The sequence below is a fragment of the Rathayibacter sp. AY1G1 genome (assembly GCF_002932095.1).
Lineage (GTDB): Bacteria > Actinomycetota > Actinomycetes > Actinomycetales > Microbacteriaceae > Rathayibacter.
Map to the genome: position 1 here is coordinate 107,429 of NZ_PSUZ01000005.1, position 18,129 is coordinate 125,557.

Consider the following 18,129-nt stretch of genomic DNA (forward strand, 5'->3'; position numbering starts at 1 on the left):
CTCCTTTACCCGGGCGCGGACCCGTCGGGGATCCGCGCCGCATCGAGACGGTGCGAGGGTGGCAATCGGTTGCCGACGGCGCCGGAAGGCGCCGCGCGGAGGGGCGGGGTGGAGGTCTAGGCCGCCTGAGCGGTGACCGCGGCGACGAGGGCCGGGTCGTCGGCGAGGCGCGGGTCGACGAGCCGCAGCAGTGCCTCGACGGGTCGGGCGGAGCCGAGGGCGCGGTCGAGGGCGGGGCGCTGCGCGTCGGGCAGGCGGTCGCCCTGGAGCAGCAGTGCGATCCAGTCGGCGACGGCACGGAGGGAGGCGGCTCCGTCGTGTCCGCCCGCGCGCTCGGCGAGGAGCACGGGCGCGATCCGGATGCGGAGCTTGGCGGTCGCGTCGGCGCCGATCTGCTCGAGGCGGTGCTCGATCCGGGGGTTGCCGAAGCGCCCGAGGAGGGCGGCGCAGTAGGCGTCCGCGTCGAGACCGGCGGGGAGGCCGGCCGCCGCCTCCGCCCAGAACGCCTCGACGGCGCTCCGGCAGGCGGGGTCGGCGATCGCCTCCGCGACGGTGGCGCGGCCCCGCCGGCGGCCGGTGGCGGCGAGGAGCGTGTGCGCGCCGTTGAGGAGTCGCAGCTTGCGCCGCTCGAAGGGCTCGATGTCGTCCACGAAGCGGGCTCCGGCGCGCTCCCAGGCGGGCCGGCCGGCGGGGAAGCCGCCGCAGAGGACCCAGTCGCGGAAAGGCTCGGCCACGACGGACGCGGCGTCGCTGATGCCGGTGAGCTCGGCCGCCGCCTCCCGGTCCGCCGCCGTGGTCGCCGGGGTGATCCGGTCGACGGAGGTCGACACGAACGAGACGGTGCGGTCGATCCAGTCGGCGAGCGACGGGTCGAGCCGCTCGGCGAGCAGGAGCAGTCCACGGCGCACGAGAGGGCCGTTGCCGGAGAGGTTGTCGCAGGGGACGACGGCGAGCGGGCCGGAGCCCGCGTCGCGCCGGGCCGCGAGGCCGAGGAGGAGGCGGCCGAGTGCGGTCGCCGGCGCTCCTCCCGATCGGAGGGCGTCGAGGTCGCTCCGGACGGCGGGGTCGTCCAGGTCGGGGCCGCCGTCCGCGGCGAGACGGTACCCGGCCTCCGTGATCGTCAGCGTGACGATCGCCGTCGCCGGAGCCGCGACGAGCTCGACGAGACGCGCGACCTCCGCGCCGTCGACCGCCTCGACGATGCTGCCCACGACCGTCGCCGAGTCGCCCTCGGGTCCGCGCTCGATCAGCGTGAACAGGCCGTCCTGCGCGGCGAGCTCCTCGGCCGCGCGGGGGCTCCGGCCGGTGAATGCGGCGATGCCCCACTCGTGGTCGTCGTCGACGGCGTGCGTGTACCAGGCCTGATGCGCTCGGTGGAAGGCGCCGAGGCCGAGGTGGACGATGCGGACGGGAGCCGCCGGCAGGCCCGTGGATGCGCGATCGAGCGCGCCTCCTCCGCCGTGCCCGCTCACAGCTTGAAGACCTTCCGCGGCTGGGCGTCGACGAGGTCCAGGATGACGGCGCTCGCCGTCTCGGAGTCGATGCGCCCCTCGGCGACCAGGCGCGCGAGGAACGCGGCGTCCAGCCTCCGCGCCATGTCGTGACGGGCCGGGATGGAGAGGAACGCGCGGGTGTCGTCGATGAAGCCGGAGCTCCGCGAGAAGCCGGCGGTCTCCGTCACGGCGGCGCGGAAGCGCAGCACCGCGTCGGGCGCGTCGAGGAACCACCACGGCGCTCCGAGGAACACCGACGGGTAGTAGCCGGCGAGGGGAGCGAGCTCGCGCGAGTGGGTGCTCTCGTCGATCCCGAAGAGGACGAGGTGGAAGCCCGGTGCGTTGCCGAGCTCCTGCAGCAGCGGGCGGAGGGGCTCGGCGAACCGGGTCGCGACGGGGATGTCGTGGCCGGTGTCGGGACCGAAGCGCTCGAAGGTCGGCCGATCGTGGTTGCGCAGCACCCCGGCGTGGACGGTCATCACCAGGCCGTCGTCGACGCTCATGCGGGCGGACTGCAGCAGCAGGTGCGCGGCGAGGACGCGGCTGCCCTCGGCGTCGATCGTGCCGGCGCGGGCGCGGGCGAAGAGGGACTGCGCCTCGGCGGGATCGAGGTCGACGGTCAGCGGCTCCAGCACTCCGTGGTCGGCGGAGACGGCGCCGTGGTCGAGGAAGTACCGGCGACGGGCGCGGAGGGCCTCGAGGAATCCGGGGAAGCTGGACTCCTTCGTTCCGGTGGCGGCGGCCAGGGCGGCGACGCGCTCGGGCCAGCCGGGGGTGGAGGGATCGAGGTAGGCGTCGGGGCGGAAGGTCGGCAGCACGCGGCCCGGGAACGCCGGATCCTCCGCCAGAGCCCGGTGGACGGCCAGGTCGTCCAGCGGATCGTCGGTCGTCGCCAGCACCTCGATCCCGAACCGCTCGAAGAGCGCCCGCGGGCGGAAGGCGGCGGACGCCAGCCGGGCCGCGATCGCCGCGAAGAGGGCGTCGGCGGTGGAGGCGTCGGGCTGCTCGGTGATGCCGAACTGCTCGGCGAGGATCGACTGGAGCCAGTAGCCCGAGGCGGTTCCCGCGAAGATCCGCCAGTGCGCGCAGAACGTGCGCCACACCTCCTCCGGGCCGGCGAGGCGCTCGCCTCCCGGGATGCCGAGATCGCCCAGGTAGATCCCGGCGGAGTGGAGCAGCCGGGTGACGTAGTGGTCGTGCCGGAGGAAGAGCTCGGACGCGTCGGCGAAGGGGCGGTCCTCGAGCAGGAGGCGCGGATCCACGTGCCCGTGCGGGGAGAGGATCGGCAGGTCGGCGACGCTCGCGTGGAGATCGCGGGCGATCGCCCGGGTCGTCGGGTCGATCGGCAGGAGTCGGTCGGGATCGTTCAGCAGCTTCGTCGGCACGGGGCCATCCAAGTATGGGTGCCGAGAAGTGTCAACCGATTGCCAGAGGTGTCGCACCGGATGGCGCGCCGGGCGCGGACCGGGGTCAGGAGTCGCGGCGGGGCCCCGTCGAGGCGCGCGGGACGAACTCCGTCGGCAGGTCGTCGGCCCGCTCCGGAGGCTCCTCGTCGCCGAGCACCCGGCGGACCGCCCGCTCGCCCATCCGGCCCAGCGGTGCGCTGATGGTCGACAGTGGCGGCGAGGTGAAGTCGCTCCCGAAGATGTCGTCGAAGCCGATGATGCTGAGCTGCTCCGGGATCGCGACGCCCGACTCCTGAGCCGCGCGCATCAGTCCGATGGCGACCAGGTCGTTGTAGGCGATCACCGCGCCGACGCCGGAGGCGGTCACCCTCGCGAGCGCGCTCCTCCCGCCCTCGAGGGTCGAGACGCCCGGCCCGATCTCGACGACCGTCATGCCCCGCTGCGGAGCGCGGTCGAGGAGGGGCTCCCATCGCGCGGCGCTCATCCACGAGTCGGGCGGACCGGCGATGAAGGCGAGGGAGCGGTGGCCGAGGGCCGCGAGGTGGTCGAGCGCGGCGTCGATCCCGGGGGCGAGATCGGGCACGATCCCCGCGACGCCGGGGACCACGCGGTTGAGGACGACGACCGGGATGCGCCCGGCCAGCGCGATGATCTCCTCGTCGCTGAGGCGGGTGCTGACGAGGACGAGCCCGTCGGTGGAGGCGGCGATGCGGTCGGCCGCCTCGGCCTCGCGCTCCCCGGACTCCTGCGACTCGGCGAGGATCATCGTGAAGCCGCGGAGCGACGCCGCCCGCTCCGCTCCGCGCACGGCGGGGAAGAAGGCCGGGTTGGTGATGTCGGCCACCAGCAGCCCGAGGGTCGAGGTGCGGCCCGTCGGCAGCGCGCGCGCCATCGGGTTGAGCCGGTAGCCCAGCTCCTTCGCGGCGGCGCGGATCCGCTGCTCGGTCGCAGCGTTCAGCCGTCCGGGCGTGCTCAGCCCGCGGGAGACGGTGGAGGGGGCGACGCCGGCGAGTCGGGCGACGTCGTAGATCGTCGTCGCGGAGCGGCCGCGGCGTCTCGCGGCGGAGGGGCCGGTGGGCGCGTCTTCGCTGGGCACGATCGCGGTCTTCTCTCGAGGGGCACGGCGGCGGACGGGGCGCCGTCCGCCGCCCATGCTGCCACAGGGCCGAGAAGCCCGCCCGGCCCGTCGCTCGCGTCCGGGTCGCGCCGGATCGAGGAGCCCGCGCTCCGGGAGGCCGCCGTCACCGGCCTGCCGCCCACCACTCCGGTCCCGTCCAGCGCGGCTCCGCCCCGTCAGCTCCGCTCCGGGAACGCCCCCTCCTCGCGGATCCGCTCGTTGAGCGCCGCCAGGAACACGCCCTCGTCGAGGTCGAGCGGTACCTCGCGTCCCGTCCAGCTCGAGTAGTGGATGGCGTTGGCGAGCCGGACCCCGAGGATCCCCTCCGCCCCGGGTGCGAGCAGCGGCGTGCCGTGCAGGATGCTGTCCGCGAAGTCCTGCAGGACGGCCGTGTGCTGCTCGCCCCAGACCGACGCCGACTCGATCCGCTCCGTCGTGGAGAGGCCCGCGGTGTCGTAGCGACCGCTGAGCAGGAGGCCCACGTCCTCGGCGCTGAGGGCGGCGCTGACCTCGCGCTCGGGGGCGTTCAGCCGGGTGATCGTCGCGACCCGGGAGTCGTCGACGACGATCCGGCCGCGGTCGCCGATGATCTCGAGGCGGTCGGTGCCGATCGGGTCGTGCGTCGTGGTGACCAGCACGCCGGTCGTGCCCCCGCCGAAGTCGGCGAGCACCGTCACCTCGTCCTCCACCGCGATGTCGCGGCACCGCCCGTAGCCGGCCTTCGCGACCACCGACTCCGGCACTCCGCACAGCCACTGCCACAGGTCGAGCTGGTGGGGCGCCTGGTTGACCAGGACGCCTCCGCCCTCGCCTCCCCAGGTCGCGCGCCACGCGCTCTGGTCGAAGTAGGCCTGCGGCCGCCACCAGGTCGTGATGATCCAGTTCGAGCGCAGGATCCGGCCGATCCCGCCCTCGTCGACGACCTCCTTGAGCCGGCGGTAGAGCGGGTTCGCCCGCTGGTTGAACATGATCGCGAAGCGCTGACCGGGACGGGCGGCGGCGGCCTCGTTCAGCTCCGCCACCTGCGCGGCGTAGACGCCCGCCGGCTTGTCGACCAGCACGTGCAGCCCGTGCTCGAGTGCGTCGATGCCGATCCCGGGGTGGAGGTAGTGCGGAGTGCAGACGACGACGGCGTCGACCTCCCCGCTCGCGAGGAGGGAGCGGTGGTCGGCGTGGAAGGACGCTCCGGGTGCGAGCGCGGCGGCCGCCGCCTCCCGGGCGGGGTCGACGTCGGCGACGGCGGTGACGACGAGGTCGCGCACTCTGCCGTCGGCGAGGAAGCGGGCGTAGGAGGAGCCCTGGGCGCCGAATCCGATGATGCCGAGGCGGACGGTGGTCATGGGAGGAGTCCTTCGTTCGGGGTGGAGTGGGGGATCCGCGCGGGCGCGCTCGGGGCGTAGGCGGCCTGGACGATCGCGAGCGACCTCGCCGCCTCGCGGGGCGAGATCCAGAAGGGCTCGTCCTCGCCGAGGCGGGCGTAGAAGTCGTGCACGAGCACCTCGTGCGAGGCGCCCCAGTACGAGCGCCCGCCGGATCGGCGCTCCGTGTCCGGGACGACCTCGACGGATCCGTCGTCGCGCCGCACGGTGAGGGCACCGCGCAACGAGACGGTGGCGCGCTCGGTGCGCAGGCGGAGCTCGACCGGCTCGTCCCACGCGTTCGCCACGGTCGCGTAGAGGACGCTGCGCGCGCCGGAGGCGTGGGTGAGCACCAGGTCGGCGGTGTCCTCGACCTCGATCGGAAGCAGGCGCGTGGAGGCGGAGCCGCTCACCGCGACCACCTCGCCGAGGAGCCACTGCAGGAGGTCGACGGTGTGGATCGCCTGGTTCATCAGCATCCCGCCGCCGCCCTCGGCCCGCATCCCGCGCCAGGGGCGGTCGAGGTAGTAGCCAGGAGCGCGGTGCCAGAGCACGGTCGCGGCCGCACCTGTCACGGCACCCAGGGAGCCGGACGCCAGCAGCTCGCGGAGGCGCTGCACGGGCGGGTTGTAGCGGTTCTGGAAGCAGACGCCGATGCGCGCCCCGCCCCGCTCGGCCGCGGCGATCACCTGCTCGCCCTCGGCGACGGAGGAGGCGAGCGGCTTCTCGAGGAGCACCGCGACGCCGCGGTCCAGGGCCGCGACCGCCAGCGCGGCGTGCGTGCTGTGCGGAGTGCAGACGTGCACGACGTCGGGGCGGACGGAGTCGAGCATCCGGACCGCCTCGGGGAAGCCCGGCACCGCGTGCCTCTCGGCGGCCGCGGCGAGCCGGCCCGGGTCGGTGTCGCAGACCGCCACCAGCTCCGCGCCGGGTGCGGTGCCGATCGCCGCGAGGTGGACGGAGGAGATGTCGCCGCAGCCGATCACCGCCGCGCGGACGGTCATCGCAGGTCGATCCCGAGCGAGGAGGCGAGCCCCCGGAAGGCCCGAGCGGCCACTCCGAACGACTCGGGGCCGGAGAATCCGCCGAGGGCGTCCGTGATCGCGAGGTGCGGCTCCAGCGAGGCGACGCCCGTCCAGCCGTCGTCGCGCAGGGCGGTGAGCGTCTCGCGCAGCTGGCCGTCGCCCTCGCCGGCGGGCACCACGGTGCCGGTCGCGGCCACCGCGTCCTTCACCTGCAGGTAGTCGACGTAGGGCCGCAGCGTCGCCCAGCCGTCGTCGAAGGGCCGTACCCCGCACTGCACGAAGTTCGCGTTGTCCCAGGCGAGGCGCAGGGCGGGCGAGCCGACGGACTCGACCAGGTCGAGGATCCGCTCGGGGACGTCGCCGTAGATGTCCTTCTCGTTCTCGTGCAGCAGCACCACGCCCTCGCGCTCTGCGCGATCGGCGAGCCTGCGCATGCGCAGCAGGACGTCGTCGCGGATGCTCTCGACCGGCACTCCCTCGCCCCGGTAGAACGAGAAGACGCGGATGCTCGGCGTGCCGAGGGCGTGCGCGGCGCGGATGACGCGGTCGAGGCGCGCCACCTCGAGCTCGGGGTCGAGGGCGACGTCGACCTTGCCGATGGGCGAGGCGACGGCCGAGACGGACTGGCCGCCGCGCTCGAGCACGGCGGCGAGGCGGGCGAGGCGCTCGTCGTCGAGGTCGACGACGTTCCGGCCCCAGGCGCTGCGCACCTCGATGCTGTGCGCGCCGAGCGCTCGGAGGACGGCGACCTGGACGACCGGGTCGGGGTCGATCTCGTCGCCGAAGCCGGAGAGGGTCCAGGGCGCGGGGTTCTCGGATGCGGTCGTCGCTGGTGCGGTCGTCGCGGGTGCGGTGGTCACGGTGCGTGCCTCGTTCTCGTCGTCGGGAACCGGCGGGCAGGAGCGCCGCCGTGCCACGACCATACGCGTATTGGCAACCGATTGACAAGATCGGAGGCACGCCTCTACCGTCGGGGGCGTTCCGGGCCGCGGAGACGCCGGCCCCCACCGCGACCGGGAGGACTGCCGTGACCAGGATCGGCGTGCAGGCGATGATGCTGAAGGACGCGTTCGCCTCGGCGGGCGCCTTCGCGACGCTCCGGGAGGTCCGAGCGATCGGCTACCGGTCGGTGGAGATCTCGCAGATCCCGCTGACGGCGGCCACCGTGGCCGAGCTGCAGCGGGCGCGGGACGAGCTCGGCGTCGAGATCGCGGCGATCTCGGCGGGCCTGGCACCGGGGGACTCCCCGGGCGCCGCGCTCGAGGGCGGGCTCGCCGGGATCGTCTCCGACGCCCGCGCGCTCGGCACGCGCACGGTCCGGATCGGCATGCTGCCCGCCTCCGCGGCGGTCTCGCCGGCCGCTCTGCTCGACTTCGCCGACCGCTGCCAGGCCGCCGCGGCGAGGCTCCGCGACGACGGGCTGCGGCTGCTGCTCCACAACCACCACCACGAGTTCGCGCGGCACGACGGCCGCCTCCTGCTCGACGTCGTCGCCGAGCGGGCTCCGCTGCTGGGGCTCGAGCTCGACGTGCACTGGGTGCAGCGGGGCGGGCTCGATCCCGTGACGACGCTGCGCCGGTACGGGGAGCGCGTCGCCCTGGTGCACCTGAAGGACTACCGGGTCGGGCCGCCCGCCGACATGTCCGGCGGGTGGTCCGTGCACGCCTTCACCTCGAACGTGCAGTTCGCCGAGGTGGGGGAGGGAAACCTCGACTTCCCGGGGATCATCGGGACGAGCCTCGCGCTCGGCGTCGACCACCTCCTCGTCGAGCAGGACGAGCGCTACGGGCGGAGCGCGCTCGACTGCCTGCGGACCTCGCACGCGAACCTCGTCGCGATGGGCTTCTCGGACCTGTTCTGAGGAGCGGCCGAGGCTCCTCCCCAGGGATCGGAGCGGCCCGTTCTCCACCGCTCAGGGGCCCGGGTCCCCGCCGCGTCGGGCGCGACGGCATGCTCGACCCGTCGACGGAGGAGGTGGTGGCGGTGGTCGTTCCGGACAGTGTGCTCGGCGTGACGGCGCTCGTCGCGCTGGTGCTGTCCGGGGTGCTCCACGCCTCCGTGCGGGTCTGGGCGGCGGGGTCCCGCTGGACGACCGCACGGTCTCCGCGCGCCTGTTCAGGGCGGTCCTGGTGATCATCGCGCTCGACACGGCGTACCTCGTCGTGGCCGGCGAGGAGCTCTTCGCATCCGGGCGCAGCCCCGGAGAAGAAGCAGCCGGATCCGCCGGGGTCCGCCTCCGCTCCGCGGAGCGGAGGACAATGGAGGGACCCCCAGCGAAGGAGACCACCGTGGATCAGCCGCGCATGAACGTCGAGTCGTTCAACCTCGACCACCGCACCGTCGCAGCGCCGTACGTGCGCCTCGCCGACGCGAAGACGCTGCCCGGAGGCGACCACCTCGTCAAGTACGACGTGCGCTTCACCCAGCCCAACCGCGGGCACCTCGAGATGCCCACCGTGCACTCGCTCGAGCACCTGTTCGCCGAGAAGTCCCGCAACCACTCCGACCGCGTGATCGACTTCTCGCCGATGGGCTGCCAGACCGGCTTCTACCTGCTCCTCTCGGGCGAGCCCGAGCTCGCCGAGGTGCTCGGCCTGGTCGAGGCGACGCTCCAGGACATCACCGAGGCCGACGAGGTCCCCGCGGCCAACGAGACCCAGTGCGGCTGGGGCGCCAACCACTCCCTCGAGGGGGCGCAGGAGGCGGCGCGCACGTTCCTCGCGCACCGCTCGGAGTGGGAGACGGTCACCGCGTGAGCACGGCGATCGTCCTGGTCGCGATGGACGAGGAGGCCGCGCCGTTCCTCGCCGCCGCGACCAGCGCCCCCGAGCCGCGCGCCGTCGGCAACGCGCTGCAGTGGGAGCTCGAGCTCGACTCCCGCGCGGTGCTGCTCGTCCGCACCGGCATCGGCCTCGTCAACGCGGCCGGCGGTCTCACCGCAGCGATCCTGCGGGAGGGCGGCTCCCGGCCGCTCGTGGTGAGCGCGGGGACCGCCGGCGGCCTGGGCGCCGACGTCCGCGTGGGCGAGGTCGTGATCGGCGCCGAGTACGTGCAGACCGACGCCGATGCGCGGGCGTTCGGCTACGCGCTCGGGCAGGTCCCGGGGATGCCCGCCCGCTACTCCGGGGACGACGCGGCGCTCGCCGCGGAGCTCGAGCTGCTGGAGGGGCCGCCGGTGCGCCGCGGCCTGATCGTCTCGAGCGACGTCTTCGTCTCGAGCGCCCACGTGGACCGCGTGCGGAACGACTTCCCCGGCGCGCTCGCCACCGACATGGAGTCCGTCGCCCTCGCGCAGACGGCGCACGTGCACGGGCTGCCGTTCGTCTCGGTCCGCGGGATCTCGGACCTCTGCGCCCCCGGCGAGTTCGAGGCGCACGTCGACGACGCGGCCGATCGCTCCGTCGCCGTGGTGCGGGCGCTGCTGCGCGGGCTCGGCGACCGGGACTGATGGACGGGCGGCCCTCCGCGACAGCGCGGAAGGGCCGCCCGGCGGTCAGTCGTTGCCGACGTGCTGGTCGCCGGCCTCCTGGGCCTTGTCGACCTGGCCGGCGAACTTCCCGCCGGTCGCGGAGTCGGCGGCGTCGCCCGCCTTGTCGAGTCCCTTGTCGGTCAGCTCCTCGCCCTTGTCGCTGTTCACGGCGTTCTTCGCCTTGTCCGCGAGTCCTCCGAGATCCACCATGGGGTCGTTCCTTCCGTCGATGAGCGCCCGTCGAACAACGGGCCGCCGCCAGTCTCCGCCGCTCGGCGAGGATCTGCGCGGGGTTGCGTCTCACGGCCGCGCCGAGGACGATGCGCCTCCGGCCCGGCCCGTCAGCCCGCTGCGCCGAGCCCCGTCACCGCACCGGCGATCGCCGTCGTCTCCTCGCCGTCCGGCCAGCGCAGCCGCACGCCCGGCTCCGTGACGACGCTCCCCACCGCGGCCGTCGCGGTCCAGGGTGTGCCCATCCGCGACTCCCCCCGCCGGTCGGCGGTGATCATCGCGAAGCCGGGGAAGCAGCCGAGCCAGTCGGCGGTGCCGGCCGCCTCGGGGACGGGGACCGCCGCGAGGTCGATCACCGCTCCTCCTCCGCTGGCCTCGGCGAGCATGCCGACCGTCCCCACCAGCCCGGCCATGCTCACGTCCTTCGCCGCCCTCGGCCGCGCGAGTCCGACGGAGGCGGCCATCGCCCGGAGCTCCTCCGCGCGCCGGGACGACGTCGAGTCCCACTGGGCGCCCGCGAAGCCGGGCCGCCAGCCGCCGCCGAGGTCGGCCGTCAGCGAGAGCTCGTCGCCCGGAGCGGCCGCGCCCGGCACCGGCGCCGCGGTACGGCCGAGACCGGTGACGCTCAGGGCCGCCGGCACTCCGAGCTGGGTGTGCCCGCCGAGCACGGGGACGCCCCAGGCGGCGGAGGCGGCCCGCAGACCGCTCACGATGCGCGCGGCGGCGGCCGCGTCGCGAGCGCCGATCGCGTCCATCAGCCCGATGCCGGTCGCGCCCATCGCGGTGAGGTCGTTGACGTTGACCAGCACCGAGCACCACCCCGCCCACTCCGGGTGGCGCTCCACCATGGACGGGACGATCGCGTCGCAGACGGCGATCAGGTCGCTGCCCGGGACCGGTGCTCCGTCGTCGCCGACGAAGCCGGCCCCACCGAGGGCCCCCTCGGCCGCCAGCGGAGCCAGAAGGGCGCCGAGGGCCGCCTTGGCCGCGGTGGCCGCCCGGTCGAGCCGGTCGACCGGCCAGCGCATCCGGGCGTGCTCGACTCGGGCGACGGTGCTCGTGCCGATCCTCCGCCAGCCGAGCCGCCGGAACAGCACCTCGTTGCGCAGCTGCACCGAGGCCTCGAAGCGGAGCACCCCGCGCGCCTCCGCCTCCGCGCAGGCCGCGCGCACGAGGGCGGCACCGATCCCGGAGCCGCCCCGCGCCTCGCGCGCCACCACCAGGCGGCTGCCGGTCCACCAGCCCAGATCGCGTCCGCCGCCGACAGGCGCGATCCGGACCCCGCCGAGCACCGCGCCGTCCGGAGCCACCGCGACGAGCACCACCGAGCGCGGATCGTCGTCGGCGTCGTCGTGGTCGTCGCCCGCGAACAGCCCCTGCTCGGCGACGAAGACCTCGCGCCGCAGGGCCCGGTGCGCGGCGAGCTCGCGCTCCTCCGCCCGCACCACCGTGAACGCAGGCGCGACCCGAACACCCTCGAGGATCGAGAGCTCCACCATCAGGCGCCGGCCGTCTTCAGGACGCCGCAGGCCCCGCACGCCGCGCAGCCCGCACTCTGCCCGCTGCTCAGCATCCCGGCCTCGATCAGGAGCGCGGCGACCTCGGCGCTGACCCGCTCCAGCAGTGACCCGGCCGGCGGGAGCACGTGGTCGACCTCGGTCGCCAGGGTCCCGCGCAGCGGACGGAAGGGCACCACGAAGGGGTAGACCCCCATCCCGATCAGCTCGCGGGCGCTCGTGACCAGCTCGTCCGGGTCCTCGCCGAGGCCCACCAGGAGGTAGGTCGAGACCTGGTTGCGGCCGAAGATCCGCACTGCCTCGCGCCACGCCCAGCGGTACTCGTCCAGGCTGACCCGCGCCTTGCCCGGGGTCCAGCGCTGCCGCACCGCGTCGTCCATCGACTCCACGTGGATGCCGATCGAGACGGCGCCCGCGTCCTTCAGCGCCTGCAGCGCCGAGACGTCGGAGGGCGGCTCGCACTGCACCTGGATCGGCAGCCCGGGGACCGCCGCGAGCACCGCGCGGACGCAGCGCGCGAGGTGGGCCGCTCCGCGGTCGCGGCCCTTGGAGGTGCCGGTGGTCATCACCATCTGGCGCACGCCGTCGAGGCGGACCGCCGCCTCCGCGACCTCGGCGAGCTGGGCCGGGGTCTTGACCGCGATGGTCGCACCGGCTTCGAGCGAGGCCTCGATCGCGCAGAAGCGGCAGCGCTCCGCCTCGTCATAGCGCATGCAGGTCTGGACGACGGTGGTCGCGAGGATGTCACGGCCGTGCAGCCGGGCGATCTTCTCGTAGGAGACGCCGTCGGCGGTGTCGAGATCGTAGAAGCGCGGGCGGCGGACGGGAGTCACGTCCAGGCCGATGTCGGCGCCCTCGAGCAGGAGGCGGTTCCCGCTCACCACGTAGGGGCTGTCGGGGTTCACCGGGATCGCGGCGCCCAGGCCGCCGAGCATCACGTGCCCGTCGTCGCTCGGGCCGGCGCCGGCCTCGCGGTGCACCGGTGCCTCGACGCGGATGCCCTGCAGGGCGATGTCGACGCGAGTGCGGAGGGCGGAGGGGCCGGTGCGGCGGATCCCGGTCGAGTGCGCCCCGCCCGGGGAGTGCGCCCCGCCGACCGGGTGCGGGCCGGCGGCCGGGTGCGCCGCACCGGTTGCCGGCGGCGAGGACGCGGGGGAGGGACTGCGGAGATCGGTCACGAGGACTCCTTCGTGGCACCGCGGAGCGGGCCGGACGGGCCGCGCACAGCGGCGGCCGGGATGTCGGTGCGGTCGTCTCACCCCCCAGTCAAGGCGCCTCGTGTTTCGCCCTCGTGACGGGAGGAACGCGGTCTCGTTACGGATCCGCCGTCACGGGAGCTTCTTCCGGTGGAAACCACTCCGAAACATCCCGGCCGTTGACTGGACGCGTTCCACTCCGCACCACTGCTCCACCCCGGCGGACGTCGTCCCGCGTCGTCTCAGCGCATCCCGCCGGAGCCATGCACTCGCACGCCGCTTCGGCGGACCGACACCAGGAGGAACCATGTCCGTCTCCCAGGAGATCGAAGACCAGGTCAGCGCCAACATCGAGATGTCGCGCTCCGAGATCGCCCACCCGGCGCTCCCGAAGGGCAGCAACCTCTACGGCTCCACCAAGGTCTTCCCCGACTACCAGGCCGAGCCCGGGGAGTCGTACCTGACCCTCGTGCACGGCATCGCCCACGAGTCCTCGGTCAGCTTCGTCGCAGTGCTCCAGGCCACCCGCGCGGCGCGGAAGGGCTACGAGTCCGCGCTCTACTTCTACGGGCCCGGCACCATCAACGCGATGGCCACCCGCGGCTTCCCGACGGTCGGCGACTCCGGATTCCCCGGCGAGCAGAACCTCAACAACGCCATCGAGACCTTCATCCAGGAGGGGAACCGCGTCTTCGTCTGCCGGTTCGGCATGGCGCTCCACGGCCTCCGCGAGGAGGACCTGATCGAGGGCTGCATCCCCTGCCACCCGCTCGACGTGCAGGACGCGCTCATCCACTACGCCCGCAAGGGCGCGATCATCAACTCCACCTACAACCTGTAGGCGATCGCGATGACCCTCGTCGGATCGGTCGCGGCGAACTTCACCCGCGACCTGGATCAGAACTACGCGCTCATCGCCTCCCTGGCCGAGGAGGCCCGCGAGAGGGGAGTGCGCTTCCTGGTGCTCCCCGAGGCCGCGATCGGCGGCTACCTCTCCTCGCTCGGCAACCACGGCGACACGGTCGCCACCACCCGCCGCTCCCTCCCGCCGGCGGTGCGCCTGGACGGGCCGGAGCTGCGGCGGGTGCAGGAGATCGTCGGCGACCTGGTGGTGGCGATCGGCTTCTGCGAGCTCGACGACGACGGCGAGACCCGCTACAACGCGGCCGCGCTCCTGGACGGCGGGCAGGTCTACGGCAGCTACCGGAAGGTGCACCAGCCGCTGGGCGAGCACCTCTCGTACTCGCCGGGCCCGGGCTACGGCACCTTCGAGACGCCGGTCGGCCGGGTGGGCCTGCAGATCTGCTACGACAAGGCGTTCCCCGAGGCGGCGCGGTCGATGGCGCTGGACGGCGCCGAGATCATCGCCTCGCTCTCGGCGTGGCCGGCCGCTCGGACGGCGACGGCCGAGAACCTGCAGGAGGACCGCTGGACGTACCGGTTCAATCAGTTCGACATCGCCCGCGCCCTCGACAATCAGGTGTTCTGGCTCGCCTCGAACCAGTCGGGGACCTTCGGCTCGCTCCGCTACGTCGGGAACGCGAAGGTCGTCGATCCCGGCGGCAACGTGCTCGCGACGACGCTGCTCGGAGCAGGCATGGCCGTCGCCGACATCGACGTGCGCGGCGCCTTCGAGGCGATGCGCGGCGGGATGTTCCACCTGCGCGACCGGCGGCCCGACGCCTACGACATCGACCGGGTCTGGAACGGAGGACTCGTCCATGCCTGAGATGACCTTCCACGTCCGCTGGCCGGACGGCTCGGAGGAGCGCTGCTACTCGCCGAGCCTGGTCGTGCACGAGTTCCTCGGGACCGGGACCGCCTACTCGCTCGAGGACTTCGTCGCCCGTTCGAGTGAGGCGCTGCGCATCGCGTCGGACCGGGTGCGGGAGCGGTTCGGGTTCGCCTGCACCTCCGCGATGCAGCAGGAGTCCGACATCCTCCGCACGGCGCAGCGCTTCGAGGGCGGCACGGTCAGGGTGCTCGCGATGGAGCCGCCCGCTCCGGCCGGGCAGCGGGTGCGGCCGTGAGCGCCGCTATCGAGCCCGGGCGCCACGTCGAGGTCGCGGTGGTCGGAGGCGGGCAGGCCGGGCTCTCGATCAGCCGGCACCTGGTCGACGACGGCATCGAGCACGTCGTGCTCGAGCGCGCGACCATCGGCCACGACTGGATCGACCGCCGCTGGGACGCCTTCACCCTCGTCACGCCGAACTGGCAGTGCCGCCTCCCCGGGTACCCCTACGACGGGCCGGACCCGGACGGATTCATGACGCGCGACGAGGTGCACGCGTGGGTGCGCCGCTACGCGCAGAGCTTCGACGCCCCCGTGGTCGAGGGCGTGGAGGTGAGCCGGCTCCGCGAGCGCGCCGGGGGAGGTTTCGAGCTGATCACGAGCGCGGGCGCGATCACGGCCGACCAGGTCGTCGTGGCGACCGGCGGCTACCACCGCCCGGTCCTCCCCGCCGTCGCCGCGCGGCTGCCGTCGGACGTGCTGCAGCTCCACTCCGCCGACTACCGCTCGCCGGAGGCGCTCCCGCCCGGCGGCGTGCTCGTCGTCGGCTCCGGGCAGTCGGGCGCGCAGATCGCCGAGGACCTCTTCCTCGCCGGGCGCGAGGTCCACCTCGCCCTCGGCAGCGCGCCGCGGGTGGCGCGCTTCTACCGGGGCCGCGACTGCGTCGCCTGGCTCCAGGACATGGGCGTGTACGACGTGCCCGTCCACGCGCAGGTCGGCGGGCTCACCAAGCGGGAGTCGACCAACCACTACGTGACGGGGCGCGGGGGCGGGCGGGACATCGACCTGCGCGCCTTCGCCCGCGACGGGATGCACCTCTACGGCCGACTGGCCGGGGTGGAGGGGTCCCGGCTGCGCTTCGCCCCCACGGCGGAGGCGTCGCTCGACTACGCGGACTCGGTCGCGGAGTCGATCAAGGACGACATCGACCGCTACATCGCGGCGCACGGCATCGACGCTCCCGAGGAGGACCGCTGCCGTCCGGTCTGGCGGCCGGAGTCCGAGGCGACCGGGCTCGACCTCGCGCGCATCGGCAGCGTCGTCTGGGCGGTCGGGTTCCGCTCCGACTATCGCTGGGTCGAGATCGGCGTGTTCGACGGCGCCGGCCATCCCACCCACCAGCGCGGAGTGACGAGCGTGCCGGGCCTGTCGTTCCTCGGGCTGCCGTGGCTGCACACCTGGGGGTCCGGCCGCTTCGAGGCGATCGCCCGCGATGCGGGGCACCTGGCGGAGGAGGTCCGGCGAGTGCGCGAGGCGGGGCGCTTCGCTCGGGAGCGCGAGCCGGATCTCGCCGGATAGCCTCCTCGCATGACGGAGACGGTGATGGGTGCGGTCGCAGCGCACTTCGGTCGCGACATCGACCGCACCCTCGCCAAGCTCGCCGGCATCATCGCTCACGCCCGCGAGCGCTCGGTCGACCTGCTCGTGCTCCCGGACGCGACCCTCGGCGGCTACCTGCTCGACCTCCAGCACCCCGGGCCGGACCTGCCGCCGAGCCTCGAGCTCGATGGGCCGGAGGTCGCCCGCGTGGCCGAGCTGGCGGGCGATCTCACCGTGTGCTTCGGGATCGCGGAGCGCGCGCTCGAGGGCGGTCGCGAGGTCCGCTACGACACCGCGGTCTGCGTGCACGGCGGGCGCGTGATCGGCACGCACCGCAAGGTCCACCTGCCGCTGGGCGAGTCCGAGGCGTACCTGCCGGGTCGCGGCTTCGCCGCCTTCGACTCGCCGATCGGGAGGATGGGGATGCTGATCGACTTCGACAAGACCTTCCCGGAGTCCTCGCGCTCGCTGGCCCTCGACGGCGCGGAGGTGCTGGCCTGCCTCAGCGCGTGGCCCGCGAGCGTGACCGACCGCTCCGATCGGATCCGCAACGACCGCCAGGCCCACCTGTTCGATCTCTACGACTGCGCCCGCGCCGCCGAGAACCAGGTCTACCTCGTCTCCTCGAACCAGACCGGCGTGCTCGGCGGCCTGCGGTTCCTCGGGCAGGCGAAGGTCGTGGATCCGGCGGGAGAGATCATCGCGAAGACCTGGGCGAAGGGCGGGCTCGCGCTCGCCTCCGCTGACGTCGCCGGCTCCGTCGCCCGCGCCCGCCGCACGATGCACCACCTCCGCGACCGCGCGGAGCACGCCTACCGGAGCTGAGATGCGGATCTGCCTGCTGACCTACTCCACCCGGCCGCGCGGCGGGGTGGTGCACACCCTCGCCCTCGCCGAGGCGCTCGCGCGCGCCGGACACGACGTCACGGTGCGCACGCTCGCCCGGGGCGGCGACGACTCCTTCTTCCGCCCCGTCGATCCGTGCGTGACCGTGCGGGTGGTGCCCTTTCCGCACCGCGAGGGCGAGCCGGTCGGCGCCCGCATCGTCCGGTCCATCGCCGCGATGGCCGAGGCCCTGCGGGGCGAGGACGCCCCGGTCGTCCACGCGCAGGACTGCATCTCGGCCAACGCGGCGCTCGCCGCCGGACTCGCGCCGATCCGCACGATCCACCACCTGGACGACTTCACCACCCCGGAGCTGCGCGCCTGCCACGACCGCGCCGTCCGGCTCCCCCTGACCCGGCTGTGCGTGTCCGCTGCGGTCGCCGAGGAGGTGCGCGCCGGCTGGGGGCTGCTGACCGACGTGATCCCGAACGGTGTCGACGCGGCGCGGTTCGCGGCCGCCGTCGACGATCCGCTGACCGGGGGGTGGCGGGCCGAGCTCGGCCCGTACCTCCTCGCCCTCGGCGGCATCGAGCCGCGGAAGGGCAGCATCGAGCTGCTCGAGGCGTGGGCTCTGCTGCGCGAGCGCGGCCACGACGTCGCGCTGGTGTTCGGCGGCGGCGAGACCCTGTTCGACTACCGCGAGTACCGGGCTGCCTTCGACCGGAGGGCGGCCGAGCTCGGGATCGCTCCGGTGATCCTCGGCACCGTTCCGGAGGAGAGGCTCGCTCCGCTCGTCGCCGGCGCCTCCGCGCTGGGCTTCGTCTCGGTGAAGGAGGGGTTCGGGCTGGCGGCGATGGAGGCGCTCGCCGCGGGGGTGCCGGTCGTGGCGCGGGAGCTGCCGGTGATCCACGAGGTGTTCGGGGACGCGGTCCGCTACGGGCGGGACCCCGCCTCCTTCGCCGACGCGCTGGAGGAGGCCCTGACGCTGCCCTCGCCGGACGGCCGGGCCCTGGCCGCCTCGCACTCCTGGGACGACGTCGCGGCCGCGCATCTGCGGTTCTACGAGCGGGTGCTCGACGGCTCGGTTCAGAGCTCAGGAGGAACTCCTCCGGACGGGCCGGGATCCGCGCGAGCAGGCGTGCCCGGATGACTCCGTCCTGC

Annotated in this window: 18 protein-coding genes; 9 read left to right on the plus strand and 9 right to left on the minus strand. The window is 74.2% G+C overall.

Translation table 11 applies throughout. The features are described 5' to 3' along the window. Positions 1–116: 116 nt before the first annotated feature. The 6 genes from C5C36_RS04325 to C5C36_RS04350 all read right to left on the minus strand — a co-directional run bounded on the left by C5C36_RS04325 (position 117) and on the right by C5C36_RS04350 (position 7,259). A complete protein-coding gene (locus tag C5C36_RS04325) occupies positions 117–1,472 on the minus strand; it encodes a mannitol dehydrogenase family protein (protein WP_258072184.1) in 1,356 nt (451 codons plus the stop codon). Further along, positions 1,469–2,878 (minus strand): glucuronate isomerase, encoded by a 1,410-nt coding sequence (gene uxaC / locus C5C36_RS04330; protein ID WP_104309319.1) that lies wholly within the window; start codon positions 2,876–2,878, stop codon positions 1,469–1,471. Before uxaC ends, C5C36_RS04325 begins: the two co-directional genes overlap by 4 nt. Before the next feature lie 85 nt (positions 2,879–2,963). Further along, entirely contained in the window at positions 2,964–3,995 is a 1,032-nt protein-coding gene (locus C5C36_RS04335) for a LacI family DNA-binding transcriptional regulator (protein WP_181133773.1), read from the minus strand. A gap of 197 nt (positions 3,996–4,192) precedes the next feature. Beyond that, positions 4,193–5,356 carry a Gfo/Idh/MocA family protein gene (locus tag C5C36_RS04340; RefSeq protein ID WP_104261422.1) on the minus strand — a complete coding sequence of 388 codons (1,164 nt, stop codon included), beginning with the start codon at positions 5,354–5,356 and terminating at the stop codon, positions 4,193–4,195. Next, positions 5,353–6,378 (minus strand): Gfo/Idh/MocA family protein, encoded by a 1,026-nt coding sequence (locus C5C36_RS04345; RefSeq protein ID WP_104309321.1) that lies wholly within the window; start codon positions 6,376–6,378, stop codon positions 5,353–5,355. The genes C5C36_RS04340 and C5C36_RS04345 overlap by 4 nt, the downstream gene beginning before the upstream one ends. Then, positions 6,375–7,259 (minus strand): sugar phosphate isomerase/epimerase, encoded by an 885-nt coding sequence (locus tag C5C36_RS04350; RefSeq protein ID WP_258072185.1) that lies wholly within the window; start codon positions 7,257–7,259, stop codon positions 6,375–6,377. The genes C5C36_RS04345 and C5C36_RS04350 overlap by 4 nt, the downstream gene beginning before the upstream one ends. A 167-nt stretch (positions 7,260–7,426) precedes the next feature. Here C5C36_RS04350 and C5C36_RS04355 point away from each other — a divergent pair, with 167 nt between their 5' ends. The 3 genes from C5C36_RS04355 to mtnN all read left to right on the plus strand — a co-directional run bounded on the left by C5C36_RS04355 (position 7,427) and on the right by mtnN (position 9,847). After that, positions 7,427–8,260, plus strand: a complete 834-nt coding sequence (locus C5C36_RS04355) for a sugar phosphate isomerase/epimerase (protein WP_258072187.1) — start codon at positions 7,427–7,429, stop codon at positions 8,258–8,260. Between the two features lie 397 nt (positions 8,261–8,657). Next, positions 8,658–9,155 (plus strand): S-ribosylhomocysteine lyase, encoded by a 498-nt coding sequence (locus C5C36_RS04365; RefSeq protein ID WP_308470894.1) that lies wholly within the window; start codon positions 8,658–8,660, stop codon positions 9,153–9,155. Beyond that, a complete protein-coding gene (mtnN, locus tag C5C36_RS04370) occupies positions 9,152–9,847 on the plus strand; it encodes a 5'-methylthioadenosine/S-adenosylhomocysteine nucleosidase (protein WP_258072189.1) in 696 nt (231 codons plus the stop codon). Before C5C36_RS04365 ends, mtnN begins: the two co-directional genes overlap by 4 nt. Before the next feature lie 45 nt (positions 9,848–9,892). Here mtnN and C5C36_RS04375 read toward each other — a convergent pair whose 3' ends face one another. The 3 genes from C5C36_RS04375 to C5C36_RS04385 all read right to left on the minus strand — a co-directional run bounded on the left by C5C36_RS04375 (position 9,893) and on the right by C5C36_RS04385 (position 12,794). Further along, the gene (locus C5C36_RS04375; RefSeq protein WP_104222638.1) at positions 9,893–10,078 is read right to left on the minus strand and encodes an antitoxin; all 186 of its coding nucleotides are present in this window, start codon (positions 10,076–10,078) and stop codon (positions 9,893–9,895) included. Positions 10,079–10,209: 131 nt separating this feature from the next. Further along, a complete protein-coding gene (locus C5C36_RS04380) occupies positions 10,210–11,598 on the minus strand; it encodes an MSMEG_0567/sll0787 family protein (protein ID WP_104309323.1) in 1,389 nt (462 codons plus the stop codon). Continuing rightward, on the minus strand, positions 11,598–12,794 hold the full coding sequence (locus C5C36_RS04385; protein WP_258059779.1) for an MSMEG_0568 family radical SAM protein: 1,197 nt from the start codon (positions 12,792–12,794) through the stop codon (positions 11,598–11,600). Before C5C36_RS04385 ends, C5C36_RS04380 begins: the two co-directional genes overlap by 1 nt. Positions 12,795–13,119: 325 nt before the next feature. Between C5C36_RS04385 and C5C36_RS04390 the strand changes: the two genes are divergently transcribed. From C5C36_RS04390 to C5C36_RS04415, 6 genes are read left to right on the plus strand one after another with little or no spacing between them, the layout of a single operon-like run. Next, on the plus strand, positions 13,120–13,653 hold the full coding sequence (locus C5C36_RS04390; protein WP_104222636.1) for an MSMEG_0572/Sll0783 family nitrogen starvation response protein: 534 nt from the start codon (positions 13,120–13,122) through the stop codon (positions 13,651–13,653). A gap of 9 nt (positions 13,654–13,662) precedes the next feature. Next, positions 13,663–14,541 carry a carbon-nitrogen hydrolase family protein gene (locus tag C5C36_RS04395; RefSeq protein ID WP_104222635.1) on the plus strand — a complete coding sequence of 293 codons (879 nt, stop codon included), beginning with the start codon at positions 13,663–13,665 and terminating at the stop codon, positions 14,539–14,541. Beyond that, on the plus strand, positions 14,534–14,842 hold the full coding sequence (locus tag C5C36_RS04400; protein ID WP_104222634.1) for an MSMEG_0570 family nitrogen starvation response protein: 309 nt from the start codon (positions 14,534–14,536) through the stop codon (positions 14,840–14,842). Before C5C36_RS04395 ends, C5C36_RS04400 begins: the two co-directional genes overlap by 8 nt. Beyond that, positions 14,839–16,122 carry an MSMEG_0569 family flavin-dependent oxidoreductase gene (locus tag C5C36_RS04405; RefSeq protein WP_219812201.1) on the plus strand — a complete coding sequence of 428 codons (1,284 nt, stop codon included), beginning with the start codon at positions 14,839–14,841 and terminating at the stop codon, positions 16,120–16,122. Before C5C36_RS04400 ends, C5C36_RS04405 begins: the two co-directional genes overlap by 4 nt. 9 nt (positions 16,123–16,131) lie before the next feature. Next, positions 16,132–16,968 carry a carbon-nitrogen hydrolase family protein gene (locus C5C36_RS04410; protein ID WP_104222633.1) on the plus strand — a complete coding sequence of 279 codons (837 nt, stop codon included), beginning with the start codon at positions 16,132–16,134 and terminating at the stop codon, positions 16,966–16,968. Between the two features lies 1 nt (position 16,969). Further along, positions 16,970–18,118: an MSMEG_0565 family glycosyltransferase gene (locus C5C36_RS04415; protein WP_104309324.1), complete on the plus strand. Its 1,149-nt coding sequence runs from the start codon at positions 16,970–16,972 to the stop codon at positions 18,116–18,118. The last annotated feature ends 11 nt before the right edge of the window (positions 18,119–18,129 follow it).